The 12,875-nt window shown below is 65.9% G+C and carries 11 protein-coding genes; 5 read left to right on the top strand and 6 right to left on the bottom strand.

The annotated features are described in order from the left end of the window. Nucleotides 1-181: 181 nt before the first annotated feature. Genes RT697_RS05395 through RT697_RS05385 form a run of 3 tightly spaced genes read right to left on the bottom strand, consistent with a single transcriptional unit; the run spans nt 182 to nt 2,048 of the window. On the bottom strand, nt 182-739 hold the full coding sequence (locus tag RT697_RS05395) for a biotin transporter BioY (RefSeq protein WP_313697326.1): 558 nt from the start codon (nt 737-739) through the stop codon (nt 182-184). 38 nt (nt 740-777) lie between these two features. Beyond that, nucleotides 778-1,374: an energy-coupling factor transporter transmembrane protein EcfT gene (locus tag RT697_RS05390; protein WP_313697325.1), complete on the bottom strand. Its 597-nt coding sequence runs from the start codon at nt 1,372-1,374 to the stop codon at nt 778-780. Further along, a complete protein-coding gene (locus tag RT697_RS05385; protein WP_313697324.1) occupies nt 1,371-2,048 on the bottom strand; it encodes an ABC transporter ATP-binding protein in 678 nt (225 codons plus the stop codon). The genes RT697_RS05390 and RT697_RS05385 overlap by 4 nt, the downstream gene beginning before the upstream one ends. Before the next feature lie 52 nt (nt 2,049-2,100). Between RT697_RS05385 and msrB the strand changes: the two genes are divergently transcribed. Genes msrB through RT697_RS05365 form a run of 4 tightly spaced genes read left to right on the top strand, consistent with a single transcriptional unit; the run spans nt 2,101 to nt 4,153 of the window. Beyond that, nucleotides 2,101-2,499 (top strand): peptide-methionine (R)-S-oxide reductase MsrB, encoded by a 399-nt coding sequence (msrB, locus tag RT697_RS05380; protein ID WP_056568221.1) that lies wholly within the window; start codon nt 2,101-2,103, stop codon nt 2,497-2,499. Then, complete coding sequence (locus RT697_RS05375) at nt 2,499-3,083, top strand: septation protein A (protein WP_313697323.1); 585 nt, start codon at nt 2,499-2,501, stop codon at nt 3,081-3,083. The genes msrB and RT697_RS05375 overlap by 1 nt, the downstream gene beginning before the upstream one ends. Before the next feature lie 6 nt (nt 3,084-3,089). Beyond that, nucleotides 3,090-3,359, top strand: coding sequence for a BolA family protein (locus RT697_RS05370; protein WP_313697322.1), 270 nt, complete (start codon nt 3,090-3,092; stop codon nt 3,357-3,359). Nucleotides 3,360-3,376: 17 nt separating this feature from the next. Then, nucleotides 3,377-4,153, top strand: a complete 777-nt coding sequence (locus RT697_RS05365) for a peptidylprolyl isomerase (protein WP_056568229.1) — start codon at nt 3,377-3,379, stop codon at nt 4,151-4,153. A gap of 319 nt (nt 4,154-4,472) precedes the next feature. On the opposite strand, the gene ligA is transcribed toward RT697_RS05365, so the two are convergent. From ligA to smc, 3 genes are read right to left on the bottom strand one after another with little or no spacing between them, the layout of a single operon-like run. Further along, nucleotides 4,473-6,572 carry an NAD-dependent DNA ligase LigA gene (ligA, locus tag RT697_RS05360; RefSeq protein WP_313697321.1) on the bottom strand — a complete coding sequence of 700 codons (2,100 nt, stop codon included), beginning with the start codon at nt 6,570-6,572 and terminating at the stop codon, nt 4,473-4,475. Next, on the bottom strand, nt 6,572-7,645 hold the full coding sequence (locus RT697_RS05355; RefSeq protein WP_313697320.1) for a cell division protein ZipA C-terminal FtsZ-binding domain-containing protein: 1,074 nt from the start codon (nt 7,643-7,645) through the stop codon (nt 6,572-6,574). Before RT697_RS05355 ends, ligA begins: the two co-directional genes overlap by 1 nt. Nucleotides 7,646-7,691: 46 nt before the next feature. Then, complete coding sequence (smc, locus tag RT697_RS05350; RefSeq protein WP_313697319.1) at nt 7,692-11,225, bottom strand: chromosome segregation protein SMC; 3,534 nt, start codon at nt 11,223-11,225, stop codon at nt 7,692-7,694. 264 nt (nt 11,226-11,489) lie between these two features. Between smc and lplT the strand changes: the two genes are divergently transcribed. Then, nucleotides 11,490-12,803, top strand: a complete 1,314-nt coding sequence (lplT, locus tag RT697_RS05345; RefSeq protein ID WP_056568239.1) for a lysophospholipid transporter LplT — start codon at nt 11,490-11,492, stop codon at nt 12,801-12,803. The last annotated feature ends 72 nt before the right edge of the window (nt 12,804-12,875 follow it).

Genomic DNA, 12,875 nt, shown 5'->3' with positions numbered 1-12,875 from the left:
TATATGGTTAAAACAGTATCAGATGACGTAGCGCAACTACGGTAATTCCCTGATGTGCTACGGAAATCGTGATTTGGCGAACGCATTTGTTAATGGCGAACTTGTACTTGAAAGGGTCGCAGGCGTCATGTTGGGGGATTCCCTTGGGAGGATTGGGGTCTTTTGCAGCGCCCGCTCACGGTCAACGGCCCAGCATGGGAAACACCCGCTCGACGCGCGACGCCACCCACGCGGCCACCACGGCCTTGATCAGATCACCGGGCAGGAACACCGCGACCGCGCCCGCGGCCTTTGCCATGTCCATCTTCGCCACCGCCGCCAGCCACGGCACGCCAAAGGCATACACCACCACGATGCCGCCGACGACGCAGGCGGCCACATAGCCCGCCAGCCCCTTCCAGGTGCCCGAACCGCGCACGGCCAGGCGACGCGCCAACCAGCCGATCACGAATGCGCCGGCCACCATGCCGACTAGAAATCCGCCAGTCGGGCCAAAGAACGCCCCCAGGCCGCCGCGCCCGCCCGGCAGCACCGGCAGGCCGATCGCCGCGAGCGCCAGATACAGCAGGCACGCCAGCGCGCCCCGCACCGGGCCGAGCATGGCGCCGGCCAGCATGACGCCGAGCGTCTGCAAGGTGATGGGCACGGGAATGCCGGGCATCGGAATGGGCGGCATCAGGCTCAGCACGACGATCAGCGCCGCGAACAGCGCCACCAGTACCGTATTGTTGGATTTCATGGTTTCCCCTTTGGATATGAATTCAGGGCGCGCGGCCCTCAGACGCTGCGCGCGTCGATCGCTTCAGAGACTTCCTGGGCCCGCTTCAATGTCAGCACGATCAGCGGCACGATCAGCGCGACCGGATTCGCGCCCAGCCCGCGCGCGGCCTGCGCCTCGCGGATCTCCTGAAAATTGCGCCAGATCTCGGGCACGAAGCGCAGCGTCAGCGCGAGGGCCAGCGCCACCTTTTCGGCATCGACGAGACCCGTGCGCTCCAGCGGCCGCAATGCCCGCTCGCAGACGGCGATCAGGTGGGACGTGCGCGTGGCCAACGTGACGGCCAGGGCCAGGCCCACCATCGCCGCCACGCGCAGCACGACGGCCAGCGCCTCCAGCGGCCCCTGAAACCAGCCGGTGAACAATGCCACGGCCAGCAGCACCCAGAGCAGCCCACGCACCTGACGCCAGACGGCCGCCGCGGCCACGCCCGTGGACCAGACCAGCGCCACCGAGAAGCCAAAGGCAAACGCCAGCCAGAGCGGATCGCGCAGTACGAACAGGCCCGCGCCGGCCGCCATCAGCGCCAGCAGTTTCCCCCACGCCGGCAGCCGGTGCAGCGGCGTGTCGCCCGCGACGTACAGGGGCTCCATCATCCGCAGTGTTCCCGGTACCAGCGCAGCGCCGCGGCGGGCGTGTCGTCGGCCGCGATCGCGCCGTCGCGCACGACCAGCACGCGGTCGAAGTCTTCAAGCAATTCCAGGTCATGGCTGACGACGATGGCGTCGTGGGGCAGCCCATCGATGGCGGCGCGTACCCGGTTGCGGTTGCGCAGGTCAAGCTGGGTGGTGGGTTCGTCAAAGACGATGAGGGCGGGCTCCATGACCAGCACGGCGGCCAGCGCCACTAGTTGGCGCTCGCCGCCGGACAGCGTGTGGCTGCTGCGGTCGGCCAGGTGACCCACGCCCAGGCGGGCCAGCTGGCTGTCGATGCGCGCCTCGCGCTGCTGGCGGTCGGGCGCCAGACGCTTCAGGCCAAACGCCAGGTCTTCGCGCACGATGGGAAAGACGATCTGGTTTTCGGGGTTCTGGAACACGAAGCCGACGCGCGCGCGCACGGCTTTCAAGTCCTGCCGCGTATCCAGCCCGTCCACGCGAACGCTGCCCGAAGACGGCATCACCAGACCGTTGACCAGGCGCGCCAGCGTGCTCTTGCCGGCGCCGTTGGGACCGACGATGCCGATGCGGCGTTCGGCCAGGGTGGTGCTCACCCCGCGCAACACTTCCGCCTGGGGCGTGGACACTACCGCCTGGTCAAACTCGATTAACATGGGGCGGGATTATGCCCGAACCATTTCGGGCATCGCGACTCCAAGAGCTCATATGGAAAAAGTACGCAAAACCGACGCCGAATGGCGCGCCCAGCTTTCCCCCGAAGAATACGTGGTCACCCGTCAAAAGGGTACCGAACGCGCGTTCACCGGGCGCTACTGGGATACTTTCACCCCTGGCATCTATCGCTGCGTCGGCTGTGGCACCGCGCTGTTCGCATCCGACACCAAATTCGACGCCGGCTGCGGCTGGCCCAGCTACTTCCAGGCGCTGGACCCCGAATTGGTCCGCGAAGAACGCGACACCACGCACGGCATGGTCCGCACCGAAGTCCTGTGCAACGTCTGCGACGCGCATCTGGGCCACGTCTTTCCCGACGGCCCCGAGCCCACCGGCCTGCGCTACTGCATCAATTCCCTGTCGATGACGTTTGAGCCCCTAGAAGACTGATGAAGAAGTTCCTGTTCGACCTCTTTCCGCTGCTCCTGTTCTTCATCGCCTACAGGTATACGGACATCTTCACGGCCACGGGCGTCGCCATGGCGGCTGCCGTGGCGCAGATCGTCTGGCTCAAGGCCACCGGCCGCCCCACCGAAGCCATGCACTGGATCAACCTGACGGTCATCCTGGTGTTCGGCGGCGCCACCATCTGGCTGCACAGCGACGTCTTCATCAAATGGAAGCCCACGGTGCTGTACTGGATGTTCGGCGGCGCGCTGGTCTTTGCCCGCCTGTTGTTCAAGCGCAACCTGATCCGCCGCCTGATGGAAAAGCAGATCCAGCTGCCGGATGCGGCGTGGGACAAGCTCAACCTGATCTGGGCCGGCTTCTTCCTGATCGCCGGCGCGCTCAATCTGTACGTTGCGTTTTCGGGTCACTTCACCGAGTCGCAATGGGTCAGTTTCAAGGCCTTCGGCCTGATGGGACTGATGATCGTCTTCGTCATTGGCCAGTCGCTGTGGCTGGGCAAGCACATCCAGACCGAAGAAAACACGCCGGCCGGCACGGACGCCACGCCGCCCGGCAAGCCCTGAGCTTTCATGTCAGAAAACATCGACCGCATCGCCCTGATCCGGGAACGCCTCGCCGTCCTGGAACCCGTCAGTCTGGACATCCTGGACGACTCCCATTTGCATGCCGGCCACGAAGGCAGTAAAAACGGCGCCGGCCACTATCGCGTAATCATCGTAGCGCCTTGCTTTGCGGGGCTCTCCGCCGTTGCGCGGCACCGGCTGGTGTATCATCATTTGCAAGATTTGATCCCCTATCCGATTCATGCGCTTGCGCTTGACGCCCAGGCTCCCAAATAGAAAGTAAAAGGATATTCATGAAACGCATCGTCATGCTGGCTGCGGCCTGCGTCATCGCCGTGCCTGCTTTTGCGCAAAACGTGGCTACCGTCAACGGTAAAGCCATTCCGCAAAAGAGCCTGGATCAATTCGTCAAGCTCCTGGTCGGCCAGGGCGCCACCGATTCGCCGCAACTGCGCGAACAGGTCAAGCAGGAAATGATCAACCGTCAGATCTTCGTGCAAGCCGCCGAATCCAGCGGCATCGCCAAGCAGGCTGACGTCCAGACCGAAATCGAACTGGCCCGCCAAGGCATCCTGGTTCGCGCCCTGATGGCCGACTACCTGGCCAAGCACCCGGTCACGGACGCCCAGGTCACCGCCGAATACGAAAAGATCAAGAAGGAACAGGCCGGCAAGATGGAATACAAGGTCCGCCACATCCTCGTCGAAGACGAGAAGAAGGCGAACGACCTGCTTGCCCAGTTGAAGAGCAACAAGGGCAAGTTCGACGACCTGGCCAAGAAGAACTCCAAGGACCCTGGCAGCGCCGAAAAGGGTGGCGATCTGGGTTGGGCTCCCCCGACCAACTACGTGCAGCCGTTCGCGCAAGCCGTGACGCAACTGAAGAAGGGCCAACTGGTCGACAAGCCGGTCCAGACCCAATTCGGCTGGCACATCATCATGGTCGACGACACCCGTCCGGTCGAATTCCCGCCGATGGATCAAGTCCGTCCGCAACTGGAAGAAATGCTGCGCCAGCAAACCCTGGCCGACTACCAGAAGCAACTGCGCGAAAAGGCCAAGATTCAATAAGGCCCGCTCTGCTGAAAAACTGCCCGCCGATCGCGGGCAGTTTTTTTTTGCGCGCTCGGCAACGTGCACAGGTGTCAGACACCCCACGAGACGCCGCCGCAAGCTGGCGACTATCTCTTCGGGGTGTCAGACACCATCCCAAGCGAGACACCCCTGAGGCGCCGCCGCAAACTCGACCCAGGTGTCAGACACCCTATGAGACGCCGCCTCAAGCTGACGACCATCTCCCCCGGGTGTCTGACACCGTCCCAAGCAAGCAACAAAAAGGGCCACACGCCGGTGGCGTGCAGCCCTTCATTCAAACGCGGCAGCGTCCAGGCTAGGAAACGCCCAAGAGCGCCTTCAACCCGTCTTCATCCAGCACCGGCACACCCAGCTCCTGAGCCTTGGTCAGCTTGCTGCCGGAATCCTCGCCCGCCACCAGATAGGCGGTCTTCTTGGACACCGAGCCGCTGACCTTGCCGCCGGCCGCCTGGATGTGCATCGAGGCTTCTTCGCGCGTCCAGTTCGGCAGCGTGCCCGTCAGCACGAAGGTCTTGCCGGCCAGCGTGTCGGCCTGCGGCGCGGCTTCGGCCACGGGATTCACGCCCTGCGCCTTGAGCTGCCCGATCACGTCGCGATTGTGCTGCTCGGCGAAGAAATGGCGAATCGACGCGGCCACGACGGGCCCCACGTCGGGCACCGACGACAAGGCGTCCTCGTCCGCATCCATGATGGCGTCGATGCTGCCGAAGTGCCGCGCGACGTCGCGCGCCGTGGTCTCGCCCACGTGCCGGATACCCAGCGCGAACAGCAGGCGGGACAGATTGGGCGAGCGCGCCTTTTCGATGGCGGCCACCAGATTGTCGGCGGACTTCTGGCCCATCCGGTCCAGGCCCACCAGTTCCAGCGGACGCAGGCTGTAAAGGTCGGCCAGCGTCTTGACGCGGCCGCTGTCGACCAATTGGTCCACGAGCTTTTCGCCCAGGCCTTCGATATCCAGCGCCTTGCGGCTGGCGGCGTGCCACAGCGTCTGCTTGCGCTGAGCGCCGCAGAAAAGGCCCCCGGTGCAGCGTGCGATGGTCTCGCCTTCCAGGCGCTCGATGGCCGATCCGCAGACCGGGCATTCCGTCGGCATGACGAATTCCCGCGCGTCGTCGGGCCGCTTTTCCAAAACCGGGGCCAGCACCTCGGGTATCACGTCGCCCGCGCGCCGTACGATGACCGTGTCGCCGATGCGCACGTCCTTGCGGCGGATCTCGTCTTCGTTGTGCAGCGTGGCGTTGGTGACGGTGACGCCGCCCACGAACACGGGCTTGAGCCGCGCGACCGGGGTGATGGCGCCCGTGCGGCCCACCTGCACTTCGATGTCGACCAGCGTCGTGGTGGCCTCTTCGGCGGCGAATTTGTGCGCCAAGGCAAAGCGCGGCGCACGCGCCACGAAGCCCAGCACCTTCTGCGCCGGCAGGGAGTCCACCTTGTAGACCACGCCGTCGATGTCATACGGCAGGTTCGCGCGCAAGGCGCCGACCTTGGCGTAGAAGTCCATCAGGCCTTCCGCGCCGCTTGCGCGGTGGTTATGCACCACGTTGACCGGCAGGCCCAGCGAGGCCAGCCATTCCAGCATGGCGCCGTGGGATTTTTCGGGCAGTTGCGAGGCCTGATCCGCGCCGGCCGAGGCCTCATCGAACAGGCCGCTCTGCGAGCCGGGCAGGCCCTGGACCTCGCCCCATCCGTAAGCAAAAAAGCGCAGCGGCCGCTTGGCCGTGATGCGCGGATCCAGCTGGCGCAGGCTGCCGGCGGCCGCGTTGCGCGGATTGACGAAGATCTTCTCGTCGCGCTTGGCCTGGGCCGCATTCAGTTTTTCGAAGTCGGCGCGATTCATCAGCACCTCGCCGCGCACCTCCAGCACCTTCGGAGCCGCGCCCTTCAGTTGCAGCGGAATCGCCTTGATCGTGCGGATGTTGGACGTGACGTCCTCGCCCGCCTGGCCGTCGCCGCGGGTGGCGGCCTGCACCAGGCGGCCGTCCTCGTAGCGCAGGCTGATCGCCAGGCCGTCGAGCTTGAGTTCACAGAAGTAGTCCGGCTGCTGCGCCGGACCCAGCAGGCCCGCCCCGCGCAGCGTGTCGGTGACACGGCGGTCGAAGGCGGCGACTTCCTCTTCGGAAAACGCGTTGTTCAGCGACAGCATCGGCACCACGTGGCGCACGCTGCCAAACGCGGACACCGGCGCCGCACCCACGCGCTGCGTGGGGGACTCCGGCGTGACCAGATCCGGATGCTCGGCCTCGAGGGCCTGCAAGTCCCGCATCAACCCGTCGTACTCGGCATCCGAGACGGAGGGCTCGTCGTAGACGTAATAACGGACGTTGTGTTGCTCTATCTCGGCGCGCAGCCGCGCGGCGGCTTGCGCCGGATTCTCGCCGGACCCGCTGGCCATCAGGCAAACACGCGCTGGGCGCGCTCGCTGCCGGCGGGCAGGCCCGCTTGTTCAAGCTGGCCGAACAGAACCTGCAGGCGCTCGTCGATAACGGTTTCGGAACCGTCGGCCAGGGGCTTGCCCTGATCGTCGACCAGCTCGGCGCGCAGGCGCGACGCGAGGTCGCGGCCCACGTCGACCATGCGGCCAAAGGCTCGCGTGTCGGCCGGGCTGCACGGCACGTCCAGCAGCAGGTACAGGCGCTCGATGCCGCCCATGCCGGCATCAAAGGCCGCGCCGTCCGCGCGGGCCAGCGTGAAGCGGGCCACGCCGTTCTCGTTGGGCCAGGCCAGGCGATTGCCGTCGGCAACGAAACCAATGTCGCGCGCCACGGCCAGCACTTCAGCGGCCGGCTGGGCCGAGCCCAGCAGCAGCGTCAGGCCGACCTGTGTGTCCAGTGCCGCGCAGGTGTCGTCCAGGCGAGCGCCCTGCTCCAGCACAGCCTGCTGGTCCGGACCTTCAATCGTGGCGTCGAAGCGTTCGGCCATGTCCTGGGCGCGCGCCCAGGCTTGCGACCATTCGATGGCGGTCAGGGGACCGCTGCGGTTGGCCAGCAGCACGGCGAGCTGCATGGACGCATAGGACTCGCCCGAATGGACGCGCGCGCGGTGGCGGCGCTGGTCGGTTTCGGCAAACACGCGCATGGGCTTGCGGCCCACGCTGCGCAGGCTTTGCATATAGGGCAGCAGATCGGCGCCGCGCACGGGCTCGGCGAAGTTGACTTCGATGACCACTTCGCAGGCGGGATCGGGTTCTTCGGCGTCGTCGGCATCGCTGCCCGGGTCGACCGGCGCAGGCTGGCCGGGCTGGACGCGCGCAGGTTCGCCGCCCATGCCGGGCTCGCGGCGGGAAACGCCGGCCGGGGCGGCGCTTGCGCCTCCCACACCCGCGCCCAGCAGCGGATCCTGTTCGGAGGTGGGGAAATGGCTCTGCATCTTGCGACGGACGCGACGGTCCTGCCACCAGTTGAATCCCAACACCAGCAGTATCAGCAAGACGCCCAGGGCAATCAGCCCGATCTGCAAATCACTCATGTGTAAATCCCGCGCCTGGAAGGCGGCGCCTTTCTCAATATTGGGTTTATGCCGCTTCGGAGGCCATCATCTGGACGGCCGAGTCTATGTCTACCGCAACGATACGCGAAACCCCTTGCTCTTGCATGGTTACGCCGATCAATTGCTTTGCCATCTGCATCGCGATCTTGTTGTGCGAGATGAAGAGGAACTGTGTCTGCTCGCTCATGTTGGCGACCAGGTTCGCATAGCGTTCGGTGTTGGCGTCGTCCAGCGGCGCGTCCACCTCGTCCAGCAGGCAGAACGGCGCGGGGTTCAGCTTGAACAGCGCGAACACCAACGCAGTCGCGGTCAGCGCCTTTTCGCCGCCCGACAGCAGGTGGATCGTGCTGTTGCGCTTGCCCGGCGGCTGCGCCATCACCTGCACGCCGGCGTCGAGGATTTCCTCGCCCGTCATGCTGAGCTTGGCCTCGCCCCCGCCGAAGAGCTTGGGGAAGAGTTCGCCAAAATGGCCGTTGACGATGTTGAACGTCTCTTGCAGCAGTTCGCGCGTCTCGCGGTCGATCTTGCGGATGGCGTCTTCGAGGGTCTCGATGGCGGTCATCAGGTCGGCGTGCTGCGAATCGAGGAAGCCCTTGCGTTCGCGCGACGTATTCAGTTCGTCGAGCGCCGCCAGGTTGACCGAGCCCAGCGCTTCGATCTGACGCGAGATGCGGCCGACTTCCTGCTGCAGCCAGCTTGCACGGCGCCATTCGTCGGGCTGGTTGGCCAGGAACTGGGCAAGTTCCTCGCGGTCGACTTCGCGTGCGTTGAGCTGTTCGGTGAACTGCTCTTCGGCCAGGCGGGCCGCCTGCTCCTGCAGTTGCAGTTCCATGATGCGCGCGCGGCGCGGCTCCAGAGTCTGCTCCTGCTGCTGGCGGTCTTCGTCGGCGCCGCGCAGCAAGGCGGCCAGGTTTTCGAGTTCCTGGCGGGCTCGCGACAGCGCTTCCTCGCGTTCGGCGCGGGCTTCCAGGGCGTCCTGCAGGCCGGCCTGCGACGCGGATGCATCCAGCTCGGTCAGGTCGCCCATCAGTTGTTCAAGTTCCACCGCGCCGCGTTGGCTCTGGTCGGCCGCCAGTTGCTGGTTGCGCTGCAGGTCGGTGATGCGCACCTGGATGCCGCGCTCGGCGAATTCGGCTTCCTGGGCGGCGCGTTCGAGTTCGCGCAGGCGGGTGCGGGCCGCCTCGGCCTGCGCGGCCAGCGTCTCACCGTCCATTTCAGCGTCGGCAAACTTGGACTGATGTTCGGCCAGTTCTTCGTCCAACGCTTCGAAGCGGGCCTCGGCCTCTTCGCGGGTGGCGCGCAGGTCTTCCTCGTGCGCCTTGATTTCTTCCAGGTCCTGGCGCAGGCGCGAGGCGCGCTCGCCGGACTGCTCGGCCTGCTGCTGCAGCCGGGAGTGTTCCAGCTGGATGTCGTGCACGCGGCGCGTGACCTCGGCCACGCGGGTGCGCGCCGGGGAAATGGCCTGCGACACCTGCTGCCATGCGGCTTCCGCGCGGGCAACCGCGGCGCGCGCCTGATCGGCGATCAGTTGCTGGGCCTTGATCTCGCGCTGCAGGTTTTCGATTTCCTGCTGGCGGGCCAGCAGGCCGGCCTGTTCGGAATCGGGCGCGTAGAAGCGCACGCTGTGCGCGTCGATCAGGTGGCCGGCCTTGACCACGCAGGCGGCGCCAGCGGGCAGGGTCGCGCGCACGGCGAGGGCCTGGGTCAGGTCATTGGCCGTATAGACATTGGCCAACCATTCATTGAGCAGCGTGCGCAGGTCGGGGTCGGTGATGCGCAGCAGGCTGGCCAGCGGCGTGAAACCGGGGGGCGCCGTGGGTGCGGGCGCCGCGACAGGCAATTGATAGAACGCCAGCCGCGCGGGCGGTGCGTCGTCGGCAAAGGCGCGCGCCCAGTCCAGGTTGCGCACTTCCATCGAGGCCATGCGCTCGCGCAGCGCCGATTCCAGGGCGGTTTCCCAGCCCGGTTCCACGTGCAGCTTCTGCCACAGGCGCGACAGCCCGGCCAGTTCATGTTTGGCCAGCCACGGTTCCAGCGCGCCCTGCTTCTGCACGTCTTCCTGCAGCTTCACGAGCGCGGACAGGCGGGCTTCCAGGCGCGCCAGATTCTGGGCTTCGGTCTGGGCACCGCCCTGGGCACGACTGCGCTCGGCGTCGGCTTCGGGCACGCGGCCTTCCAGCGTGGCCAGTTCTTCCTGAGCGGCTTCGAGCTGGTCTTCGCCCGCGGCGCGGTCGCCGGCCAGCTGTTCGAGGCGCTCGGGATCGGGGCTGTGCAGTTCGCGCAGTTCCTGTTGCAGGCGCTCGCGGCGCTGTTCCAGGTTCTGCATCTGGCGGTCGGCGTCGCGCTGCGTCTGCGCGACCAGCGCCAGGTTCTGCTCGACGCGGGCCAGGGCCGCGCGCATCTCGTCGCGGCCGGCGGCGGCTTCGCGCACACGCTGCTCGACCGAGGGCAGGCCTGCCTGCGCGTCTTCAGCGGTGGCACGCGCTTCTTCGGTGCGGGCGGCGGCGGCGGCCAGGTCGTCTTCGGCCTGGGCGATCTGTTCTGTGCAATGCTCGCGCTGGCTGGTCCATTCCGCGATCTGCTGCTGGAGCTGGTCGCGGCGGGCCTGCAGGCGGTTGCGGGAATCGACCACATGCCGGATTTCGGCTTCCAGGCGGCTGACCTGGGCATTGGCCTCGTACAGGGCGCCCTGGGCGGTATGGACGGCGTCGCTGGCGGCGTAGTGGGCCTGGCGCCGGGATTCCAGCGCGGCCTCGCCGGCACGCAGCCCGGCAATGGCGGCTTCCAGTTCGTTCTGGGCCTGCGCCATTTCCTGGGTTTTCTTGGCGCGCTCTTCGCGCGCCCCGGTTTCCTTCAGGAACCACAGCGAATGCTGCTTCTTTTCGCCGTCGGCCTGAAGTTCGCGGTAACGCGTGGCCACTTCGGCCTGGGCTTCCAGCTTTTCAAGCTGGCTGTTCAATTCGCGCAGGATGTCTTCGACGCGGGTCAGGTTCTCGCGCGTGTCGGACAGGCGGTTTTCGGTCTCGCGGCGGCGTTCCTTGTAGCGCGACACGCCAGCCGCTTCTTCCAGGAAGACCCGCAGTTCTTCGGGGCGGGCTTCGATCAGGCGATTGATCATGCCCTGCCCGATGATGGCGTAGCCACGAGCGCCCAGGCCGGTGCCCAGGAAGATGTCGTGGATGTCGCGGCGGCGGACCTGCTGGTTGTTGACGAAATAGCTGCTGGTGCCGTCCCGGGTCAGGACCCGGCGCACCGCGATTTCGGCGTAGGTGCTCCACTGGCCGGCGGCGCGCCCCTCGCTGTTGTCGAACACCATTTCGACCGAGGCCCGGGCGGCCGGCTTGCGGTTGCCCGACCCGTTGAAAATGACGTCCTGCATGGACTCGCCGCGCAGTTCCGACGCCTTGGCCTCGCCAAGCACCCAGCGAACGGCGTCGATGATGTTCGACTTTCCGCAGCCATTGGGACCCACCACGCCGACCAGCTGGCTGGGCACGGGGATGACGGTGGGATCGACGAAGGACTTAAAGCCGGCGAGTTTGAGCTGAGTAAGGCGCACAGTACGATGACGACGGGGTGGGTTGAACGAAAGGCGTTAACGGACCTGCCGCACAGATTGCAAACCGGCCCAAGAAGGGCCGGCTCTCATATGGGTCGTATGATACCGCAGGCGGTCTGAACCCAGACGTTGGGGTCGGGCAACCCGCGGGCAAACGCGCAATGGCTGGCCGCAATGCTCCGGCTATACTCCCTGACACTTTTTGGCACGACACATAATTTTCACGCGGACTGGCCAGGCTCTGGCCGAAGAACGGGGACATTCTTGAAACGTGGTTTCTATCTGGTCATGGCGGCGCAGGCCTTCTCGTCATTGGCGGACAACGCGTTGTTCATCGCAGCGATCGCCTTGATTCAGGAGTTGCACGGCCCTGACTGGCTGGCGCCCATGATGAAATGGTCATTCGCGTTGGCCTATGTCGTGCTGGCCGCATTCGTCGGCGCCATCGCGGATTCCTATCCCAAGGGCCGCGTGATGTTCTCCACCAATGCCCTGAAGGTGGCCGGCTGTCTGCTGATGTTCTCGTACGCCAGCATCGGTGTCGCCCCCGAATACCAAACATGGCTGGTCTGCGCCGCCTACGGCGTGGTGGGCATCGGCGCAGCCGCCTACTCCCCGGCCAAGTACGGCATCGTGACCGAAATGCTGCCGCCGACCATGCTGGTCAAGGGCAACAGCTGGATCGAGGGCCTGACGGTCTTCTCCATCATCCTGGGCACGGTCCTGGGCGGCCTCCTGATTTCCTCGTCGGTGTCCACCGCCCTGCTCAGCCATTCCTTCATCGGCAGCCTGGTCCACACGCCGGCCGAAGCCGCGATCCTGGTCATCGCCTTCGTCTACCTGCTGGCCGCGCTGTGCAACCTGATGATCCCGCGCACGCACGTGCGCTATCCGCCCCAGCAGAAGAACCCGGTGCGCCTGATCCGCACCTTCTGGGGTTACGTCTGCGTGCTGTGGAAGGACAAGCTGGGCCAGATTTCCCTGGCCGTCACCACCCTGTTCTGGGGCGCCGGCGCCACGCTGCAGCTCATCGTCATCGAATGGGGCCGCAGCCATCTGGGTTACCAGCTCGACAAGGCGTCCATGCTGATGGGCGTGGCGGCGCTGGGCACGGTGGTCGGGTCGATCCTGGCCGGCCGCATTCCACTGCGCCGCGCGCTCGCCGTGCTGCCGGTCGGCGCCATGATGGGTCTCGTCGTGCTGCTGATGCCGCTGGTCTATCAGCCCTGGAGCGTCTATCTCCTCTTGCTGCTGACGGGCGGCCTGGCTGGCTTCTTCGTGGTGCCGATGAATGCCCTGCTCCAGCACCGCGGCCACGTGCTGCTGTCGGCGGGCCATTCGATCGCCGTGCAGAACTTCAACGAACAGCTCAACATCCTGCTCATGGTGGCGATGTACACGCTGCTGCTGTGGCTGCAACTGCCGATCAACGTCATCATCGTCATCTTCGGCACCGTCGTGGCCGTGCTGATGGTGGTGTTCATGCGCTGGAGCAAGCGCAACATGCAGGCCAACCCCGACCTGCATGACCAGATCGGCCAGGAAGGCCACGGCCGCGCGCTGGATTCGACGCACTGAGGCAAACGCGCCAAGTGCTTGATGCAGCAACAAAAAACCGGGCAGACGCCCGGTTTTTTTTGCCCGCTGCCC

This window comes from Achromobacter sp., from assembly GCF_032113835.1.
Taxonomy (GTDB): Bacteria; Pseudomonadota; Gammaproteobacteria; order Burkholderiales; family Burkholderiaceae_B; genus Achromobacter.
The sequence above is the reverse complement of the archived record's forward strand: the minus strand, read 5'-3'. Positions and strand labels throughout refer to the sequence as shown.

What these genes read in the sequence shown, in the direction of transcription:
- RT697_RS05395 (WP_313697326.1), bottom strand. Translation starts at nt 739, where the DNA reads ATGAAATCCAACAATACGGTACTGGTGGCGCTGTTCGCGGCGCTGATC.
- RT697_RS05390 (WP_313697325.1), bottom strand. Translation starts at nt 1,374, where the DNA reads ATGATGGAGCCCCTGTACGTCGCGGGCGACACGCCGCTGCACCGGCTG.
- RT697_RS05385 (WP_313697324.1), bottom strand. Translation starts at nt 2,048, where the DNA reads ATGTTAATCGAGTTTGACCAGGCGGTAGTGTCCACGCCCCAGGCGGAA.
- msrB (WP_056568221.1), top strand. Translation starts at nt 2,101, where the DNA reads ATGGAAAAAGTACGCAAAACCGACGCCGAATGGCGCGCCCAGCTTTCC.
- RT697_RS05375 (WP_313697323.1), top strand. Translation starts at nt 2,499, where the DNA reads ATGAAGAAGTTCCTGTTCGACCTCTTTCCGCTGCTCCTGTTCTTCATC.
- RT697_RS05370 (WP_313697322.1), top strand. Translation starts at nt 3,090, where the DNA reads ATGTCAGAAAACATCGACCGCATCGCCCTGATCCGGGAACGCCTCGCC.
- RT697_RS05365 (WP_056568229.1), top strand. Translation starts at nt 3,377, where the DNA reads ATGAAACGCATCGTCATGCTGGCTGCGGCCTGCGTCATCGCCGTGCCT.
- ligA (WP_313697321.1), bottom strand. Translation starts at nt 6,572, where the DNA reads ATGGCCAGCGGGTCCGGCGAGAATCCGGCGCAAGCCGCCGCGCGGCTG.
- RT697_RS05355 (WP_313697320.1), bottom strand. Translation starts at nt 7,645, where the DNA reads ATGAGTGATTTGCAGATCGGGCTGATTGCCCTGGGCGTCTTGCTGATA.